This is a genomic window from Achromobacter sp. KK8 (assembly GCF_054188005.1).
On sequence record NZ_CM135178.1, the window covers coordinates 61,674 to 79,154 of the forward strand.

Genomic DNA, 17,481 nt, shown 5'->3' on the forward strand with positions numbered 1-17,481 from the left:
GGTTCGAACAAGTCCGTATTTATAGCGCACTCGGGCAGCGGCCAACACATCGCCGCCCGGGCGCTCAGTAGCGCACGTACTCGAGCACCGGCTCGGCCGGCAACGGCGTGTTGGCGGCCGGCCGGGCGCGCACCGCCGGCGCCACCGGCTTGAGCGCGGGTTTCAGGACGCGGTTGCCGCCGTGCAACTCGTGGGCCGCCTGCGGCACCGAGGCGGCATCGGCGGTCATGTGGGTGATGTCCTCGGTCACCTCGCCCAGTTTGCCCGACTGGGCCAGCGACACTTCCACCACTTCGGCCATGATCTCCGTGACCCGGCGCGACGACGCCACGATGTCCTCCATGGTGACGCCGGCCGACTGGACCTGGCCGGCGCCGTTCTCGATCTGTTCGACCGAGGTGGTAATCAGTCCCTTGATCTCCTTGGCCGCCGCCGCGCTGTTCTGCGCCAGGCTGCGCACTTCGGAGGCGACCACCGCGAAGCCCTTGCCGTGCGTGCCGGCGCGCGCGGCCTCGACCGCGGCGTTCAGCGCCAGGATATTGGTCTGGAACGCGATGCCATCCATGACGCCGATGATCTCGGAGATGCGCTTGGAACTCTCGGTAATGGCGCCCATGGTGCGCACCACGCCCGCCACGGTCCTGCCCCCTTCTTCGGCCACCCGACAGGCATCCCGCGCCAGCGCATTGGCCTGCCCGGCGCGATCGGCGTTTTCGGTCAGGCCCTGCACCGCCACCCGCAGCGTCTGCGCGGCGGTGAAGCGGCGGGTGATATCGGTGGCGAACTTCACCACTTTGAATGGCCGTCCTTCGGCGTCGAAGATGGGGTTGTAGCTGGCCTCGATCCAGACCTTCCGGCCATTCTTGCCGATGCGCAGGTATTGTCCGGTATCGTGCCGTCCGCTACGGAGCTTGTGCCAGAAATCGGCATAGGCGGAGCCGCGCGCCTCTTCCGGCGACACGAACATGCTGTGGTGCCTGCCGCGCACTTCGTCCTCGCGGTACCCGACCGCATTCAGGAACAGTTCGTTGGCGCGAATGATCGTGCCGTCCAGCTCGAATTCGATGATGGCCTGCACCTTGGAAATCGCCTCCAGCTGGCCTTCGGTATCGGCCTGGCGCTGCTGCTGCGCGGTAATGTCGGTGGCGTACTTCACTACTTTGAATGGCCGGCCATGCCTGTCGAAAATCGGGTTGTAGCTGGCCTGCAGCCAGACGTCGCCGCCATCCTTGCGAATGCGGCGATAACGCCCCGAGTCATGCGCCCCCTGCCCCAGCCGCTCCCAGAACGCCAGATAATCAGCGGATTCGCGCTCGTCGGGCAACACGAATATGCGGTGATGTTGCCCGATCACTTCGTCCAGTTCGTAGCCCATGGTGTCGAGGAAATTCTGGTTGGCCATCAGCACATGGCCATCGAGATCGAACTCGATAACCGCCTGTGCCTTGTGGATGGCCGCTATCTGCCCGTATAGATCCGCTTTCCGCATGCCGCGTTCGGCGCGCAGCAGGCGTTTTAGGGTAAGCCATTGCATATTGACGTCTCCCGCAGGGAATGGGACGAGTTTGCTGAAAGGCGATGAGGAAACCAGTTGGCTTGTCTGAAGCAGACTGCTGGCGCGTCCCACGAACCGGGCCGTGCACGCCGCGCCGCATGCACGCGCTTGCCTGGATGTCCGCCGCCAACGCCGCGACGGGAGGTCAGTGATTACAAGAAAAGGAAGAATGTATCCAGTCGAAAATATTTAATCCCAAAAATGGGGCGTTCTCAATATATTCAGCGCGCGTTTACCAAAAAAATTCCGCCGGCCGTTATTTCACCGTGTTTCATCGGCGCGCAAGCCGCGGCCTTCCGGATTATTAGTAGGGGTTAATACGAATCCGCCCGCGGCGCCCTACTGCGAACCGGAATCGTTATTCCGCGTCCAGTTCCGGATAATGGCGGAATATGCCTTCGCCGAACGGCAGGCGGCGACCGCTGGTGAAATAGGGCTGCAGCGCCGGCAATTCGGCGACACGGCGGTGCAAGGCCATGACATTGGGAAACCTGACCGCCTGCGTCCGCATGCGACGCGGAAAGGCATAAAGCAGGCCATCGACCAGCTGAAACAGCGACAGGTCGGCGTAGCTCCAGCGCTTGCCGCCCGCGAGCCAGGCGTCCGGGCCGCTCAGCACCCGCTCGAAGTAACCCAGGAATTTCGGAATACGCGCTTGGCGGAAATCACGGGCACGCCGCGCCGCCTCTTCTTTCTGGTCTTCGTAATAATCGCTGGCGGAAATGGGGTGGTGCGTATCGTGCGCCTCGGCCACCATATCGGCGATGGTCAGCTGCAATTGATTCACCCACAGCCGGCCTTCGACGCTGGCGGGCGCAAGGCCGTGCTTTTCACCCAGGAACAGCAGAATGTTGGCGGTTTGCGCCAGGGTCATCTTGCCTGCCACCAGGTACGGCGGCGCAAAGGGCGGATGCTTGCGGTCGGACAGCATGTCCTTGACCAGCGCGTCTTCGTCGCCGGCCGGCTCGCGCGCGCGCTCCCGATACGGAATCCCGCCCGCTTCCAGCGCCAGGCGCACGAATTCCCCGCGTCCGGGTATGCCGTCCCAATACCAAAGGTCGTATGTCATGCCGGTCTCCTTGCGGGCGCAAGGCTACGCGGGAAAGACGCTGATTTCGCCTTCGTGCCGCGCGGCCTGCCGCCCGTGGCTTTGCTGATACTGGCGTGGGGATTGCCCGAAATGCGCGCGGAAATCGCGTGAAAAATGCGCGCCGTCGGCAAATCCGCAATCCAGCGCGATTTGCGTGATGCTGCAGGCATTATTAAGCAACAACCAGCTGCCATATTCCAGCCGCAATTGCCGCTGGAACGCCATCGGCGACATGCCGGTGGCCAGGCGGAAGGCCCGTTCCAGCTGGCGCCGGCCCACGCCGACGTAACGCGCGATGGCGTCCAGCGGCGGAGGATTGTCGATGCGCTGCTCGATGAAATGCGCCGCCTGCCGCACGCGCAGGTCCTGGATGCCGGACAGGTCGGTGCGGAAATGCGCCTGCGGCACGCGGCCCGGCCGCGCCCCCTGCAACATCATGTGGCGCATGGCCTGCTGCGCCTTGTCGCGGCCGCAATGGCGCGCCACCAGGTACAGGCCCAGGTCGATGGCGGCGGTCGAGCCGGCGCAGGAAATCAGGTCGCCTTCGTCGACGAACAGGCGATCGACCACGGCGCGGGTCTGCGCGAAGCGCTCGCGGAAGGCTTCCAGCACGTTCCAGTGCACGCAGACCGTGCGCGGCCCGATCACGTCGGCCTGCGCCAGGGCGAAGGTGCCGGTGCAGATGCCCAGCAGCCGCACCCGCAGCGCCGCCGCCAGCCGCAGCCAATCGCGCAGCGGCTCGGGCATGCGGCCGCTCGAATAATCATTGCCGCCGCAGACCGCGATGTAGTCGAACTGCGCCGGATCGTCGGGCAGGCCGGCTTCCACTTCGATGGTCAGGCCGGCGCTGGAGCAGCGCGGCTTGCCGTCCCAGCTCATCACGCGCCAGGCGGTATGGATCTGGCGGCTGCGGCCGCCATGGTCGCCGGCCAGCCGCAACACGTCGACGAAACCGGCGAACGCCGCCAGCGTGAACTGGTCCAGCAGCACGATGCCGATGGTCAGGGCGGGTTTTCCCTGAGGCGGGTGCGCTTCGCCGTCTTCATAGGAGAGCGGCAAGGACGGGGGTGGCGCGACGACGGACATGACGCAATTATTCAAGTTTATGTCCCGCGCCTTCAAGCTCGTTTTCCCGAGGATCGCCCAAGATGCGCCTGTGGTACTTGAGTCAATGAGTCGCGGATCGACAAATCTACAAGGGGAATCCGACATGGCAACGAACACCCGCAGCGCGCTGGGCGCGGCTGCGCTCGGCGCGGGGCTGCTCCTGGCTTCGCACGCGGCGCTGGCGCAGCAGCAGAAAATCACCGTCGCCTGGTATGGCGGCAACTGGGGCGACGCGTTCCGCGCCTGCGTGGCTGAACCGTACACCAAGGCCACCGGCGTCACGGTGGTGCCGGAAGTCGGCACCTCCACCACCACGCTGGCCAAGCTGCAGCAGCAGAAGGCAGCGCCCACCATCGACGTGGCCTGGATGGACGGCGGCATCAGCGAACTGGCGCAGCAGGCCGGCGTGCTGGATGCGCTGGATGCCGGCGCCATTCCCAACCTGAAGAACGTCATCGAACAGGGTGTGTACCGCGACGGCAATGCCGCCTTCGCGGTCAGCACCGGTTATTACTCGCTCGGCATCACCTACAGCACCAAGGAGGTGACGCAGCCGCCGAGCAGCTGGAAGGACCTGTGGAAGCCCGAGTATGCCGGCGCGGTGGCGGTGCCCTCGCCCGCCAACTCGTCGGGCGTGCCGTTCATCTCCTTCCTGGCGCGGGTGTGGGCAATCGACCCGTCGAACCTGGGGCCGCTCTATTCCAAGCTGGCCTCGCTGGACACCGCGCTGTTCTTCGACAGCTCGGGCGCGGCCACCAACGCCTTCCAGAGCGGCGAAGCCGTGATCGGCGCGCACTTCAACGTCGGCGCCTGGGACCTGATCGACAAGGGCCTGCCCATCGGCTTCAGCGTGCCGAAGGAAGGCGTGTGGGCCACCGACGCCCGCCTGCATCTGGTCAAGGGCGCGCCCAACAAGGCCGCCGCGCAGAAGTTCATCGACACCGCGCTGACGCCGGACGCGGCCGCCTGCCTGGCGACCAAGCTGTACCTGGGCCCCGCGGTCAAGGACGTGCAGGTATCCAAGGACGTGGCCCGCAAGCTGCCCTGGGGCGCCGACGGCTCGGTCAAGAACCTGAGCCTGTTCGACTGGAACATCATCAACGCCCGCCGCGCCGAGGTCACCGACGCGTGGAACCGGCAGGTCGCCCGCAAGCGCTGAGCAAGGTCCGTTCCCCATGTCCGCTTTGCTTACCATCGAAGGCGTGTCGATGCGCTTCGGCGCCTACCAGGCGCTGGACCGCATCGACCTGGCGATCCAGCAGGGAGAGTTCGTGGCGCTGCTCGGCCCCAGCGGCTGCGGCAAGACCACGCTGCTCAAGTCGATCGCCGGTTTCCTGCAGCCGGAATCGGGCCGGATCCTGATCGACGGCCAGGACGTCAGCCGGCTGCCGGCGCACAAGCGCCCGCTCAATACCGTGTTCCAGAACTACGCGCTGTTTCCGCACATGACGGTGCTGGAGAACGTCGCCTACGGTCCGCGGCGCCAGGGCGCGTCGAAATCGGAAGCGGCCGAGCGCGCCCGGGATGCGCTGGACATGGTCGGCCTGGCCGACTTCGGTCCGCGCTATCCGCGCGAGATGTCCGGGGGCCAGCAGCAGCGCGTGGCGCTGGCGCGCGCCATCGTCAACCAGCCCAAGCTGCTGCTGCTGGACGAGCCGCTGTCGGCGCTGGACCTGAAGCTGCGCAAGCGCATGCAGCTCGAACTCAAGCATCTGCAGGCCCGCCTCGGCATCGCCTTCATCTTCGTCACCCACGACCAGGAAGAAGCGATGACCATGGCGGACCGCGTCGTGGTCATGCACGCCGGCCGCATCGAGCAGGTCGGCGCCGGCGCCGACATCTACCGCCAGCCAGCCACGCGTTTCGTCGCCGAGTTCATCGGCGACGCCAATTTCATCGCCTATACCGTGGCCGATGACGGCGCCCTGATGCTGGATGCCCAGGGCCTGCGCGTGCCGCTCGCCCAACGCCCGGCGGCGGGTCGCGGCCTGGCCGTGCTGCGGCCCGAGGACCTGAAGCTGTGCGAGCGCACCGACGCCATGCTGACCGGCTCAGTGAGCGACGTGATCAACGTGGGCAGCCACAGCATGATCCACGTCGACATCGGCGGCCAGACGCTGGTGGCGCGCCACGGCGGCCTCGCGCCCGGCGGCCTGCATGCCGGCGGCGAGGTGACGCTGGCGTTCGCGCCCGAGCACCTGCACCTGATCGGCGGCCAGCCATGACGCGGCGCGCCTGGCTCTCTCCCGGCCTGCTGCTGGCGGCCCCGGTGCTGTTCTTCGCGGCCTTCTTCCTGGCGCCGCTGGCGGTGGTGGCGCTGGCCAGCGCCACCGGCGGACCCGACGGACTGACGCCGACCGCCGCGCAATACATGAAGGTGCTGGCCGACCAATACCACTGGGACGTAATCCTGGTGACGTTCCGGCTGGCCCTGTTCACCACCGTCGCCTGCCTGCTGCTGGGCTATCCGCTGGCCTGGTACCTGGTGCGCGTGGTGCGCTGGCAGGCCTGGCGCCGCGCCTGCGTGATCCTGCTGGTGGTGCCGCTGTTCACCAGCAACATCGTGCGCGCCTTCGGCTGGATGGTGCTGCTGGGCCGCAACGGCCTGGTCAACCAGGGCTTAATGGCCACCGGCGCGGTGGACCGGCCGATGCGCTTCATCGGCACCGAGCTGGGCATCCTGATCGGCATGGTCTACGTGCTGCTGCCGTTCGTGGTGCTGGCGGTGGGCAATGCGCTGGCGCGGGTCGATCCGGCCTGCGAGCAGGCTTCGGCCGACTTGGGCGCGAGCCCGGTCGCGACCTTCCTGCACGTAACCTGGCCGCTGACGCTGCCCGGCGTGGTGTCGGGCGCCATCATCGTCTTCACGCTGGCGGTCAGCGCCTACGTGACGCCGGCGCTGCTGTCGGGCGGCCGCGTCACGGTGCTGTCGATGCTGATCTTCCAGCAATACAGCACGGTGTTCGATTTCCACTACGGCGGCGCGCTGAGCATGGTGCTGCTGGTCTTCACCCTGATCCTGGTGGCGCTGGCCAACCGCGCCGCCGCCTTGCCGGGAGCCGCGCGATGATCGCCCGCCACCTGATCCGCCTGACCGCGCTGGCCGTGCTGGCCTACCTGGCGCTGCCGCTCGTGGTGATCCTGGGCGCGTCGTTCACCGCCACGCCGTACCTGGCGTTTCCGCCGCAGGGCTGGACGCTGGAGTGGTACCGCACCTTGCTGGTCGAGGCCGGCTACATGGCCGCGTTCACCACCAGCACGGTGCTGGCGCTGGCCGCCACGGTGGCGGCGGTGCTGCTGACGGTGCCGGCGGCGCTGGCGCTGGCGCGCTACGAGTTCCCGGGCAAGGCCGCGTTGACCTCGGTGCTGATGTCGCCGCTGGTGCTGCCGCACATCGTGCTGGGCGCGGCATTGCTGCAATTCGGCGCGTACTTCGGCCTGACCCGCAGCTTCCTGTCGCTGCTGATCGGCCACGTCGTGATCATCGCGCCGTTCGTGCTGCGCTCCACCCTGACGCTGCTGACGCCGGAACAGCGCGCGCTGGAGGAGGCGTCGGCCGACCTGGGCGCCAACCCCTGGACCACGTTCTTCCTGGTGGTGCTGCCGCAGATCCGCCCGGGCATTGTGACCGGTTCGATCTTCGCCTTCATCTCGTCGTGGATCAATGTGGAACTGTCGATTTTCAACACCACGGCGGACCTGAACACCATCCCCGTGAAGCTTTTCAACTACGTGCAATACACGATCGATCCGACCATCGCAGCCGTATCGGGCGCCACGATCGTGGCTGCGGTCGTCGCCATCGTGATCCTGGATTTGACCGTCGGGCTGGACATGCTGTCCGAACGCGGCAAATAACTTTCCTCTTCCCCCTATCTACCGCCTGGAGTCACTGTCATGCGCAAGCAAGACGCGTTCGATGTCATCTATACCCATACGGAAGGCGAGCCCCTGTGCATCGTGCACAGCGGCATTCCGTACCCCGCCGGCTCCACCATCCTGGAGAAGCGCGCGTTCCTGGAGCAGCACTACGACTGGCTGCGCAAGGCGCTGATGCGCGAGCCGCGCGGCCACAAGAACATGTTCGGCGTGTTCCTGACGCCGCCGTCCAGCCCCGAGTACGACGCCGGCCTGATCTACATCGACGGCACCGAGTATTCGCACATGTGCGGCCACGGCACCATCGCGGTCAGCATGGCCATGGTGGCCAACGGCCTGGTGCCACGCGGCCAGGACGGCATCACCCGCATCCGCTTCGAGACCACCGCCGGCCTGGTGGTGTCGGAAGTGGCCTCGGAAGGCGACAACGTGCTGTGGACGCGCTTCGAGAACGTGCCGGCCTATGTCGCGGCGCAGGACATCCCGGTGGAATTGCCGGGCTACGGCAAGCTGTCGGCCGACATCGTCTGGGGCGGCAACTACTTCGGCATCGTCGACCTGTCGAACTGCGACCTGCGCATCTCGCCCGACAACGGCACCGAACTGTCGCGCATGGGCCTGATCGTGCGCGACCAGCTCAATGCCCGCCAGCGCATCCAGCATCCGACCGAAGCGCACATCAACAACCTGAACTTCATCACGTTCTGGCACCAGCCGACGATCGAGGGCGCGTTCTACAAGAACGTGCACGTGTTCAGCGCCGGCCAGCTCGACCGCTCGCCCGGCGGCACCGGCACCAGCGCGATGATGGCCATGTTCGAAGCGCGCGGCAAGATGGGGCTGAACCAGCCGATCAGGTCCGAAGGCCTGCTGGGCAGCGGCACCTTCGAAGGCTGCCTGCTGGGCGAGGTCGACCTGAACGGCACCCGGGCGGTGCGGCCGACGGTGAAGGGCACGGCCAGCATCCTGGGCACGGCGCGCTGGGTCATCGACAAGAACGATCCGGTGGGCGCGGGATTCCTGATCCGCTGAGGACGCGCGGCGGCCGGCGATGGCGCGGCGTCAGACCTTCAGCGCCGCGCCCGCCGGCACCACGGATAGCCGCATGCCGACGGCATGCAGCACGGCCAGCAGCGTCTTGAGCGTCGGATTTCCCTGGGGCGAGAGCGCGCGGTACAGGGCCTCGCGCGAGATGCCCGCGGCCGCCGCGACGGCGGCGATGCCGCCATAGGCTTCCGCCACGTCGCGCAGCGCCAGCAGTCCGGCGGCGCGATGATCCGGATGGTCCAGCTCTTCCAGCGCCGCCTTCAGGTATTCGACCGCGAAGTCGTGATCCTCGCGCAATTCGGCGATGGTCTCCGCAGTATGGGAAATCGACGTGATGTCATGTTGGCGATTGTTCATGCCTGCCTCTGCTTCCAGTCCGCCCAATAACGCCTGGCCAGTTCGATGTCATGCCGCTGCGTGCCTTTCGCGCCCCCGGCCAGCAGCACGATCAAGCGGGTGCCATGCCTGCCGGCATAGACGCGATAACCCGGACCGATATCCAGACGAAATTCGATGACACCTTGCCCAACGGCCCGCCAATCGCCCAGGAGACCGGCGCCGATGCGCTTCAGGCGCACTTCGATCCATGCGCGCAGCTTGGCGTCGCCGAGTTCTCGCAACCACACGCCGAATGGCGATATGCCCTGCGCGGTCACGTAGCGCCGCAACTCAATCGTCGCGACGGCCATGGTGTAGCTTATAAGTTACAGAGAAATTATCAAGCGGGCAACCGGCTTTGATCATGAACGGATATATCGGAATCAAATGACATTCCGCGATGATCCCGTCCGCGCCGCTGTCCACGCTATTGTGGCCGACCGCAACGCTATGGCCGGCAAACTTGCGGCAATCCCGTCGCCGGGCTTAGGATGGAGCCACGGCCAGACCGTGCGCCGGCTGAAGGCGCCCGGCACGGACTCAGGCCGGCGCGTGAACCTTGCCAGCGATTCGGGAGCACATCGTGAAGAAAGTTGCTGAGATTCTCAGGGAAAAGGCCAACCCCGCCGTCGTGACCGTCTCACCGGACTCGTCCGTGTACGACGCCATCAAAACCATGGCCGAGCGCAGTATCGGCGCCGTGGTGGTGGCGCAGGGCGACGAGGTGCTGGGCATGCTGACCGAGCGCGACTACGCCCGCAAGATCGTGCTGCAGGACCGCTCGTCGCGCACCACCAAGGTACGCGAAATCATGACCGATTCCGTCTTCTACGTGCGTCCGGAAGACACCCGAGAACACTGCATGGCGCTGATGACCGAACGTCACTTCCGCCATCTGCCGGTCATCCAGGACCAGAAGCTGGTCGGCCTGGTTTCCATCGGCGACCTGGTCAAGGACGTCATGAGCGAACAGAAGTTCATCATCACCGAACTCGAACGCTACATCACCGGCGAGCGCGGCTGAACGCCATCTCCGGCATCACCGGGGGCCTCGCGGCTAGCCCGCCGCGAGGAGCCGCGACGCCGGCACCACCAGGCCCAGGCCGGCCGCCAGCAGCAGCACGAACACCATCCGCTTGACGGTCTTCATCGACCCGGCGGTGGCATAGCGGCGCGCCACCCACGTCACGCCGATCACCACCGGCAGGGCCTGCAGGCTCAGCCAGAACGAGGTCGCCATGAAGGCGCCCTGTCCCGCCACCAGCGTCAGGCGCACGACGGCATTCAGCGAAAACAGCACCAGCAGGCTGTTGCGGATCGACGCCAGCGGCAGCGGCTGGCGGTACAGGTGATAGACCATGGGCGGCCCGGCGCTGGAGAACAGGCCGCCCAGCACGCCCGAAACGCCGCCGAAGAACAGGAACGACGCGCGCGACGAGAGGCGCGCCAGGGGCTGGGCGCGCGCCACCAGCAATACGGCGCAGGCCATGATGGTGAGGCCCAGCAGCAATTGCAGCAGCACCGCCATGGCGCCACTGATCCAGGCGAGCGCGGCCACGCCCACCGCCACGCCCGCCAGGCTGCTGAGCAGCGCCGGCGCCATCAACGGCCAGTTGACCTGGGGCTTGGCGCGCGCCAGCGTAACCACGGCGTTCACCAGCGAGAGGACGCTGACCACATTGGCCACCTCGGACACGGACGCCAGCTGGAACACCCCGGACAGGCCCAGCAGCACCAGGCCAAAGGCGAAACCGGTCATGGTCTGGGCGTACGTCGCCAGCGCCACGCAGGCGAGGAACAACACGTGTTGGAGGATGCTCATGCTGGGGCGGAGCCTGACCTGCCTCGGCTCGGCCCCGCCGCGAAATATCGCGATCCGGAGCGGAACGACTTGGGAGAAACGGCGTATCTAGAGGGGTGTTCGACGCCGGCGATGATAGCACCGGGTCCAGGGCTTGCCGGGCGGTTTTCCTACATTTTGTAATAATCGGATGCGCTCATGCACCCCGTCCACCGCGCCCGGCCGCTATCCTTGCCGCCCAGTATGCCCGCCGCGCCCGGGCGGGCCGCGCCATCCCGGCGCCACCCCGGACGCGGCCCGCCCGTCCCCACGCATGACACCCAAACAGACCACGATCAATACGGTGACGCTGACCTGCTCGACCTGCGGCAGCGCCCAGTTCACCAAGCTGGACACCAACGAGTACCAGTGCAGCCATTGCCACGCCGTCACCCTGGTCGAGGACAACGTCGCCCAGCGCCTGGAGAAGATTCTGCGCGGCATGCAGCAGCCGGCGCCAGCAGCCAGGCTGCAGCCCGGCGCGGTCATCGCGATCGGGCTGGTGGTGCTTGCCGCCATCCTGGTGCCGGTCACCGCCTCGTTGTTCACCAGTGGTTCGTCGACCCGCCCGCCTTCGCGCGCGGCGCCTCCCCCGATCGATGCGGCGCTGGTCAAGCTGACGGACGTGCAGGAGGTGCGTTCGCGCGGCCGTAGCCAACTGGTGATGCTGATGCGCAACGAGACCGGCAAGAAGATCGATGCGCCGCGCGTCACCGCCACGTTCTACCAGGGCGAGCTGACCCTGTCGTCCTCCTCGGGTTCGCCGATGGCGCGCACCCTGCTGCCGGGCGAATATACCCCGGTGACGATCTCCCTGCCGGACACCGCCTATAGCCGCTACGTCCTGAAGCCGGCCACGCCGTCGCTGGCGCACAGCAACGCCCGCGAGGTCGCCGCCGACAAAGTGCAGTTGGTGCGCAACGATGGCGCCTATCGGCTGGTGGGCCTGCTGCGCAACAAGGGCACGGCCGCGGCCAGCAGCACCCAGGTGACGGTGATGCTGTACGGCGAGGACGGCAAGCTGATCGGCACCGGCAATGGCTACGGGTCGGCCAGTCCGCTCGCCCCCGGCGCGCTGACCTCGTTCGACGTGCGCTGCGACATGCTGGCCGAAGGCAAGGTCGGATCCTACGATTACATGGTGCAAAGTGAAGGCTGACCGTTCCCCCGCACGGCCCCTGTCGCGGCCCGCCCGGGCCGGGCTGGTGCTGATCATCCTGGCCGCCGGCGGCTATGCCCTGGCCAAGTACAACGGCCTGCTGCCCTGGGACGCGCCCAAGGCAGCCCAGGCCGCGCCGGCGCCCGCCGCCACGGCGCCGGTTCCCGAAGGCCCCGCCAGCCGCATCGTGCGTGTCAGCCCCGCCAACCCACGCATCATCGACGATGTGCGATTGACCACGGCCGAACTGCTGGATCCGGACTTCGCCCTTTTCGATCCGGCGGCGCTGGCCTTGTCGCCGCCGCGCCGCCTGCTCGACGAGATCGAACGTCCGCTGCTGCTGGCCGAGGTGGTCAACCGCAGCGACAAGTACGTGGCGTTGTCGCCGGGTATGGAGATCTCGGTGTTCGACGGCTCGCGCCCCCTGCGTCTGCGCCAGGAATGGTCGCTGCCGGCCATGCTCTATCCCGGCGAGCGCATTCCGGTGCTGTTGAACGGCGAGAATTTCGAGCGCTATTCCGAGGTCAAGACCCACTGGAAGCCGGCCAAGCGCGCGGCCCTGCCCGGCTCGCGCCCGGCGCTGGACATCAGCGTCGAGAACACCGAGGCCGGCATCGGCACCGGCACCCTGAATTTCACCTACCGCTATCGCTACAAGTACGTCACCGTGCATGGCCGGGTGCGCAACAACGACGACGCCGAGATCGACAACGTCAAGGTCTGGGTCAGCCTCTACGACGCCCAGGACAAGCTGACCGGCGCGCGCTATTCGGAGCTGCGCCTGCCCAAGCTCAAGCCGGGCGAGAGCGCGCCGTTCCAGCTGGACGTCAAGCAGTATGGCGCCAACTTCGCCCGCGTGGGCGTGGTGTACGACGCCAAGGCCAACTGAGCCACGGGCGGCGCGGCCCGCCCGCAATTGATCGAGGCAGCGCAAGGCACCGTTACTCCACCGCGGCTTGGTGCCTGACGCAGCGCGCCCGCGACGTCCCGCCCGGGGCGCCCCCCGGCGCGGAAGGCCGAATCGACCCCATTTTCAGGCTCGCCGGACCGCCACCGCCATGCCGGGCGACGCCCCGGCGTGGCCCGCAGGCAACGTCTATCGACCCAAGTCTTATATAAGATATAAGACATTTGCTAGCGGCCCCCTCTTCCCTCTACAATTCCGGCGACAACCCTTCTTCCAACCCGACTTTAAGCAGGCCTCACATGCTGGATACTTACCGCCAACACGTTGCCGAACGCGCGGCCCTGGGGATTCCCCCGCTGCCCCTGACGGCAAAACAAACCGCTGAACTGATCGAACTGCTGAAGAACCCGCCCGCGGGCGAAGAGCAGAACCTGGTCGATCTGCTGACCCACCGTGTTCCGGCCGGCGTGGACGATGCCGCCAAGGTCAAGGCCTCGTATCTGGCCGCCGTGGCCCTGGGCACCGAAGCTTGTGCCCTGATCAGCCGCGCCAAGGCGACCGAACTGCTCGGCACCATGCTGGGCGGCTACAACATTGGCCCGCTGGTCCAACTGCTCGACGACAAGGAAATCGGCACGATCGCCGCCGACGCCCTGAAAAAGACCCTGCTGATGTTCGACGCCTTCCACGACGTCAAGGAAAAGGCCGACAAGGGCAACGCCAACGCCAAGTCCGTGATGCAGAGCTGGGCCGACGCCGAGTGGTTCACCAGCCGCCCCGAACTGCCCGAAAGCCTGACCATCACGGTCTTCAAGGTGCCCGGCGAAACCAACACCGACGACCTGTCGCCGGCCCCGGACGCCACCACCCGCCCCGACATCCCGATGCACGCCCTGGCGATGCTCAAGAACAAGCGCGACGGCGCCGCCTTCCAACCGGAAGAAGACGGCAAGCGCGGTCCCGTGAAGTTCATCGAATCGCTGAAGGAAAAGGGCCACCTGGTCGCCTACGTCGGCGACGTGGTCGGCACCGGCTCCTCGCGCAAGTCGGCCACCAACTCGGTGCTGTGGTTCACCGGCGAAGACATCCCCTTCGTGCCGAACAAGCGTTTCGGCGGCGTGTGCCTGGGCAACAAGATCGCCCCGATCTTCTACAACACCATGGAAGACGCCGGCGCCCTGCCGATCGAACTCGACGTTTCCAAGATGGAAATGGGCGACGTGGTCGAGCTGCGCCCCTATGAAGGCAAGGCCATCAAGAACGGCGAAGTCATCGCCGAATTCGAAGTGAAGTCCGACGTGCTGTTCGACGAAGTGCGCGCCGGCGGCCGCATTCCGCTGATCATCGGCCGCGGCCTGACCGCCAAGGCGCGCGAAGCGCTGGGCCTGGCCCCGTCGACGCTGTTCCGCCTGCCCAAGGACCCGGCCGACACCGGCAAGGGCTTCTCGCTGGCCCAGAAGATGGTCGGCCGCGCCTGCGGCCTGCCGGAAGGCCGCGGCATCCGTCCGGGCACCTACTGCGAACCGAAGATGACCTCGGTCGGCAGCCAGGACACCACCGGTCCCATGACCCGCGACGAACTCAAGGACCTGGCCTGCCTGGGCTTCTCGGCCGACCTGGTGATGCAGTCGTTCTGCCACACCGCCGCCTACCCGAAGCCCGTGGACGTCAAGACGCACCACACGCTGCCCGAGTTCATCAGCACCCGCGGCGGCGTCTCGCTGCGTCCGGGCGACGGCGTGATCCACTCGTGGCTCAACCGCATGCTGTTGCCCGACACCGTCGGCACCGGCGGCGACTCGCACACCCGCTTCCCCATCGGCATCTCGTTCCCGGCCGGTTCGGGCCTGGTCGCCTTCGCCGCCGCCACCGGCGTGATGCCGCTGGACATGCCGGAATCGGTGCTGGTGCGCTTCAAGGGCAAGCTGCAGCCCGGCGTCACCCTGCGTGACCTGGTCAACGCGATCCCGCTGTACGCCATCAAGCAGGGCCTGCTGACGGTCGCCAAGCAAGGCAAGAAGAACATCTTCTCCGGCCGCATCCTCGAAATCGAAGGCCTGCCCGACCTGAAGGTCGAACAAGCCTTCGAACTGTCGGACGCCTCGGCCGAGCGTTCGGCCGCCGGTTGCTCGGTGCGCCTGAACAAGGAACCGATCATCGAGTACATCAACAGCAACATCGTGATGCTCAAGTGGATGATCGCCAACGGCTACGAAGACGAGCGCACGCTGGGCCGCCGCATCAAGGCGATGGAAGCCTGGCTGGCCAATCCCCAGCTGCTGGAACCGGACGCCGACGCCGAATACGCCGCTGTCATCGAGATCGACCTGGCCGACGTGCACGAGCCCATCGTGGCCTGCCCGAACGACCCGGACGACGTCAAGACGCTGTCGGAAGTCGCCGGCGCCAAGATCGACGAAGTGTTCATCGGCAGCTGCATGACCAACATCGGCCACTTCCGCGCGGCGTCCAAGCTGCTCGAAGGCAAGCGCGACATCCCGGTCAAGCTGTGGGTGGCCCCGCCCACCAAGATGGATGCCACCCAGCTGACCGAGGAAGGCCACTACGGCGTGTTCGGCACCGCCGGCGCCCGCACCGAAATGCCGGGCTGCTCGCTGTGCATGGGCAACCAGGCGCAGGTCCGCGAAGGCGCGACGGTGATGTCCACCAGCACCCGCAACTTCCCGAACCGCCTGGGCAAGAACACCAACGTGTACCTGGGTTCGGCCGAACTGGCCGCGATCTGCTCGAAGCTGGGCCGCATCCCGACCAAGGACGAGTACATGGCCGACATGGGCGTCATCAACAAGAGCGGCGACCAGATCTACCAGTACCTGAACTTCGACAAGATCGCCGACTACAAGGACGTGGCGGACGTGATCGAGGTGTAAACCTCGCCACGTAGGCTCGCCTGCGACACGGCCCCGGAGTGATCCGGGGCTGTTTTCATTGGCGTGGCCCACGGGTTTGGCGAAGCCGCAGATCGGACTGACACACCCTGCCATGCGTCCGACAGTAGGGGACGGAACTTTCACGGCGATACGTTTTCATACAATCACCGCAAATCGTGACAAGCAAGACGTAACCGCCGCCCGCCGGCACCGGGAGAAAACCGCCAATGACACGGCTCTTGATGCCGCTGCCGCTGCTGACCGCGCTGGCCGGCTGCGCCACCGCCCCGCCCTCGAATCCCGAGAACATCTGCGCTATCTTCCGCGAAAAGCCGGATTGGCACGACGCCGCGCTGAAGGTGCAGAAGAAATGGGGCGCGCCGGTGCCGGTGCCGATGGCGATGATGTACCAGGAATCCAGCTTCAAGCAGGACGCGGTGCCGCCGCGCTATTACTTCCTGGGCATCATTCCGTGGGGCCGGGTCAGTTCCGCCTACGGCTACGCCCAGGCCAAGGACGAAACCTGGGCCGATTACAAGAAAGATGCCGGCGGCTGGGGCGCCAGCCGCGACAATTTCGCCGATGCGCTCGATTTCATGGGCTGGTACATGAACAAGACCCAGCGCCTGAATGGCATCTCCAAATGGGACGCCTATGGCCAGTACCTGAACTACCACGAGGGCTGGACCGGCTATCGCAACCGCAGCTACGACCGCAAGGCGTGGTTGAAGACCGTATCAAAGAAAGTGCAGGCGCGCGCCGACAAGTTCGCCAGCCAGTACAAGAGCTGCGAGAAGGACCTGACCCGCGGCGGCTGGTTCTTCTGAGCCGGCGAGCGGGACACGGCGCCAGGCGGCAGGCCGGGCACGCCCCGAGCGCCCGACGGGCGGCGTCGACGCGCCGCCCGGCAACCTCTCAGGCCTGGACCCCCAGCCGGTAGACGACGGTGTCCAGCCGGCTGACGCCGCGTTCGGCGAACTTGGGTTCCTTGGCCAGGATGTCGCGGCGGTCGATGATGACCGCTGGCGACACGCCGGTGAACAGATTGCGCATCTCGGCGTCGACCACCGCGAATGGCGGCCCGTCCATTTCTTCCTGCGGATAGTCCAGGGTGATCAACAGCCCACGGTAGCCGGGCGCCAGCTGGCCATAGACGTGGCGCACATAGTCGCCGCGCATGTCGGCGGGCAGCGCCACCAGCGCGGCACGATCATACGCGCCCACGCAGTGCGACAGCAGCGGCGCGTCCAGCTTGAAGATGTCGCCGCAGATGATCTCGATATTGCCCGCCACGTAGTGCCTGCCATAGGCGCTCTCGTGGATCACCGGCTTGAGCTCGTTCTCGGTGAAGAACTGCTCGACGGCCAACTGCGACAGTTCCACGCCCAGGACCTGGTAGCCCTGCGCCGCCAGCCAGACCATGTCCAGCGACTTGCCGCACAGCGGCACCAGCACCTTGCCGCCCGCGGGCACCGAGAGTGTCGGCCAGTATTTCTGCAACAGCGGCGTCACTCGTGTCTGATGAAAATGCGTGCGCCCGTCACGCCAGCGCTCCAACCAGAATTCCGCGTCCATGTTTGTTCTTGTCCTCCGGAAAAATAGCGAATCGCGCGATTCGCGGACAATGC

17 protein-coding genes are annotated in these 17,481 nt (G+C 66.4%); 10 read left to right on the forward strand and 7 right to left on the reverse strand.

Annotated features, from left to right (window positions below):
• Positions 1 to 64: 64 nt before the first annotated feature.
• The 3 genes from ACVN9Z_RS00300 to ACVN9Z_RS00310 all read right to left on the reverse strand — a co-directional run bounded on the left by ACVN9Z_RS00300 (position 65) and on the right by ACVN9Z_RS00310 (position 3,731).
• Complete coding sequence (locus ACVN9Z_RS00300) at positions 65 to 1,534, reverse strand: methyl-accepting chemotaxis protein (RefSeq protein ID WP_458212971.1); 1,470 nt, start codon at positions 1,532 to 1,534, stop codon at positions 65 to 67.
• A gap of 379 nt (positions 1,535 to 1,913) precedes the next feature.
• Positions 1,914 to 2,624, reverse strand: coding sequence for a glutathione S-transferase (locus ACVN9Z_RS00305; RefSeq protein WP_458212972.1), 711 nt, complete (start codon positions 2,622 to 2,624; stop codon positions 1,914 to 1,916).
• 24 nt (positions 2,625 to 2,648) lie between these two features.
• Entirely contained in the window at positions 2,649 to 3,731 is a 1,083-nt protein-coding gene (locus ACVN9Z_RS00310; protein WP_110060013.1) for a GlxA family transcriptional regulator, read from the reverse strand.
• A 124-nt stretch (positions 3,732 to 3,855) separates the two neighbouring features.
• Here ACVN9Z_RS00310 and ACVN9Z_RS00315 point away from each other — a divergent pair, with 124 nt between their 5' ends.
• Genes ACVN9Z_RS00315 through ACVN9Z_RS00335 form a run of 5 tightly spaced genes read left to right on the forward strand, consistent with a single transcriptional unit; the run spans position 3,856 to position 8,663 of the window.
• On the forward strand, positions 3,856 to 4,911 hold the full coding sequence (locus ACVN9Z_RS00315; protein ID WP_458212973.1) for an ABC transporter substrate-binding protein: 1,056 nt from the start codon (positions 3,856 to 3,858) through the stop codon (positions 4,909 to 4,911).
• A 16-nt stretch (positions 4,912 to 4,927) separates the two neighbouring features.
• Positions 4,928 to 5,977, forward strand: a complete 1,050-nt coding sequence (locus ACVN9Z_RS00320) for an ABC transporter ATP-binding protein (protein WP_241076513.1) — start codon at positions 4,928 to 4,930, stop codon at positions 5,975 to 5,977.
• Complete coding sequence (locus ACVN9Z_RS00325; protein WP_054438659.1) at positions 5,974 to 6,822, forward strand: ABC transporter permease; 849 nt, start codon at positions 5,974 to 5,976, stop codon at positions 6,820 to 6,822. The genes ACVN9Z_RS00320 and ACVN9Z_RS00325 overlap by 4 nt, the downstream gene beginning before the upstream one ends.
• Positions 6,819 to 7,610 carry an ABC transporter permease gene (locus ACVN9Z_RS00330; RefSeq protein ID WP_006383929.1) on the forward strand — a complete coding sequence of 264 codons (792 nt, stop codon included), beginning with the start codon at positions 6,819 to 6,821 and terminating at the stop codon, positions 7,608 to 7,610. The genes ACVN9Z_RS00325 and ACVN9Z_RS00330 overlap by 4 nt, the downstream gene beginning before the upstream one ends.
• Before the next feature lie 39 nt (positions 7,611 to 7,649).
• Positions 7,650 to 8,663, forward strand: coding sequence for a proline racemase family protein (locus ACVN9Z_RS00335; protein ID WP_458212974.1), 1,014 nt, complete (start codon positions 7,650 to 7,652; stop codon positions 8,661 to 8,663).
• A gap of 30 nt (positions 8,664 to 8,693) precedes the next feature.
• Here ACVN9Z_RS00335 and ACVN9Z_RS00340 read toward each other — a convergent pair whose 3' ends face one another.
• On the reverse strand, positions 8,694 to 9,035 hold the full coding sequence (locus ACVN9Z_RS00340) for an addiction module antidote protein (RefSeq protein WP_006383927.1): 342 nt from the start codon (positions 9,033 to 9,035) through the stop codon (positions 8,694 to 8,696).
• Entirely contained in the window at positions 9,032 to 9,367 is a 336-nt protein-coding gene (locus ACVN9Z_RS00345) for a type II toxin-antitoxin system RelE/ParE family toxin (protein ID WP_006383926.1), read from the reverse strand. Before ACVN9Z_RS00345 ends, ACVN9Z_RS00340 begins: the two co-directional genes overlap by 4 nt.
• 272 nt (positions 9,368 to 9,639) lie before the next feature.
• Between ACVN9Z_RS00345 and ACVN9Z_RS00350 the strand changes: the two genes are divergently transcribed.
• Entirely contained in the window at positions 9,640 to 10,080 is a 441-nt protein-coding gene (locus ACVN9Z_RS00350) for a CBS domain-containing protein (RefSeq protein ID WP_006383925.1), read from the forward strand.
• Positions 10,081 to 10,113: 33 nt separating this feature from the next.
• On the opposite strand, the gene ACVN9Z_RS00355 is transcribed toward ACVN9Z_RS00350, so the two are convergent.
• The gene (locus ACVN9Z_RS00355) at positions 10,114 to 10,878 is read right to left on the reverse strand and encodes a TSUP family transporter (protein WP_020926862.1); all 765 of its coding nucleotides are present in this window, start codon (positions 10,876 to 10,878) and stop codon (positions 10,114 to 10,116) included.
• 292 nt (positions 10,879 to 11,170) lie between these two features.
• Here ACVN9Z_RS00355 and ACVN9Z_RS00360 point away from each other — a divergent pair, with 292 nt between their 5' ends.
• The 4 genes from ACVN9Z_RS00360 (at position 11,171) to ACVN9Z_RS00375 (ending at position 16,680) form a co-directional block, all read left to right on the forward strand.
• The gene (locus ACVN9Z_RS00360) at positions 11,171 to 12,055 is read left to right on the forward strand and encodes an FxLYD domain-containing protein (protein WP_006383923.1); all 885 of its coding nucleotides are present in this window, start codon (positions 11,171 to 11,173) and stop codon (positions 12,053 to 12,055) included.
• Positions 12,045 to 12,944, forward strand: coding sequence for an FxLYD domain-containing protein (locus tag ACVN9Z_RS00365; protein ID WP_076468653.1), 900 nt, complete (start codon positions 12,045 to 12,047; stop codon positions 12,942 to 12,944). The genes ACVN9Z_RS00360 and ACVN9Z_RS00365 overlap by 11 nt, the downstream gene beginning before the upstream one ends.
• A 317-nt stretch (positions 12,945 to 13,261) precedes the next feature.
• Positions 13,262 to 15,853, forward strand: coding sequence for a bifunctional aconitate hydratase 2/2-methylisocitrate dehydratase (gene acnB / locus ACVN9Z_RS00370; protein WP_006383921.1), 2,592 nt, complete (start codon positions 13,262 to 13,264; stop codon positions 15,851 to 15,853).
• Between the two features lie 227 nt (positions 15,854 to 16,080).
• The gene (locus ACVN9Z_RS00375) at positions 16,081 to 16,680 is read left to right on the forward strand and encodes a transglycosylase SLT domain-containing protein (protein WP_006383920.1); all 600 of its coding nucleotides are present in this window, start codon (positions 16,081 to 16,083) and stop codon (positions 16,678 to 16,680) included.
• A gap of 88 nt (positions 16,681 to 16,768) precedes the next feature.
• On the opposite strand, the gene ACVN9Z_RS00380 is transcribed toward ACVN9Z_RS00375, so the two are convergent.
• Positions 16,769 to 17,428, reverse strand: coding sequence for a thiopurine S-methyltransferase (locus ACVN9Z_RS00380; protein ID WP_006383919.1), 660 nt, complete (start codon positions 17,426 to 17,428; stop codon positions 16,769 to 16,771).
• Positions 17,429 to 17,481: the final 53 nt, after the last annotated feature.

Excerpts from the sequence above, each read along its gene's own strand:
- ACVN9Z_RS00300 (WP_458212971.1), bottom strand. The coding sequence starts at position 1,534 with ATGCAATGGCTTACCCTAAAACGCCTGCTGCGCGCCGAACGCGGCATG.
- ACVN9Z_RS00305 (WP_458212972.1), bottom strand. The coding sequence starts at position 2,624 with ATGACATACGACCTTTGGTATTGGGACGGCATACCCGGACGCGGGGAA.
- ACVN9Z_RS00310 (WP_110060013.1), bottom strand. The coding sequence starts at position 3,731 with ATGTCCGTCGTCGCGCCACCCCCGTCCTTGCCGCTCTCCTATGAAGAC.
- ACVN9Z_RS00315 (WP_458212973.1), top strand. The coding sequence starts at position 3,856 with ATGGCAACGAACACCCGCAGCGCGCTGGGCGCGGCTGCGCTCGGCGCG.
- ACVN9Z_RS00320 (WP_241076513.1), top strand. The coding sequence starts at position 4,928 with ATGTCCGCTTTGCTTACCATCGAAGGCGTGTCGATGCGCTTCGGCGCC.
- ACVN9Z_RS00325 (WP_054438659.1), top strand. The coding sequence starts at position 5,974 with ATGACGCGGCGCGCCTGGCTCTCTCCCGGCCTGCTGCTGGCGGCCCCG.
- ACVN9Z_RS00330 (WP_006383929.1), top strand. The coding sequence starts at position 6,819 with ATGATCGCCCGCCACCTGATCCGCCTGACCGCGCTGGCCGTGCTGGCC.
- ACVN9Z_RS00335 (WP_458212974.1), top strand. The coding sequence starts at position 7,650 with ATGCGCAAGCAAGACGCGTTCGATGTCATCTATACCCATACGGAAGGC.
- ACVN9Z_RS00340 (WP_006383927.1), bottom strand. The coding sequence starts at position 9,035 with ATGAACAATCGCCAACATGACATCACGTCGATTTCCCATACTGCGGAG.
- ACVN9Z_RS00345 (WP_006383926.1), bottom strand. The coding sequence starts at position 9,367 with ATGGCCGTCGCGACGATTGAGTTGCGGCGCTACGTGACCGCGCAGGGC.
- ACVN9Z_RS00355 (WP_020926862.1), bottom strand. The coding sequence starts at position 10,878 with ATGAGCATCCTCCAACACGTGTTGTTCCTCGCCTGCGTGGCGCTGGCG.
- ACVN9Z_RS00360 (WP_006383923.1), top strand. The coding sequence starts at position 11,171 with ATGACACCCAAACAGACCACGATCAATACGGTGACGCTGACCTGCTCG.
- acnB (WP_006383921.1), top strand. The coding sequence starts at position 13,262 with ATGCTGGATACTTACCGCCAACACGTTGCCGAACGCGCGGCCCTGGGG.
- ACVN9Z_RS00375 (WP_006383920.1), top strand. The coding sequence starts at position 16,081 with ATGACACGGCTCTTGATGCCGCTGCCGCTGCTGACCGCGCTGGCCGGC.
- ACVN9Z_RS00380 (WP_006383919.1), bottom strand. The coding sequence starts at position 17,428 with ATGGACGCGGAATTCTGGTTGGAGCGCTGGCGTGACGGGCGCACGCAT.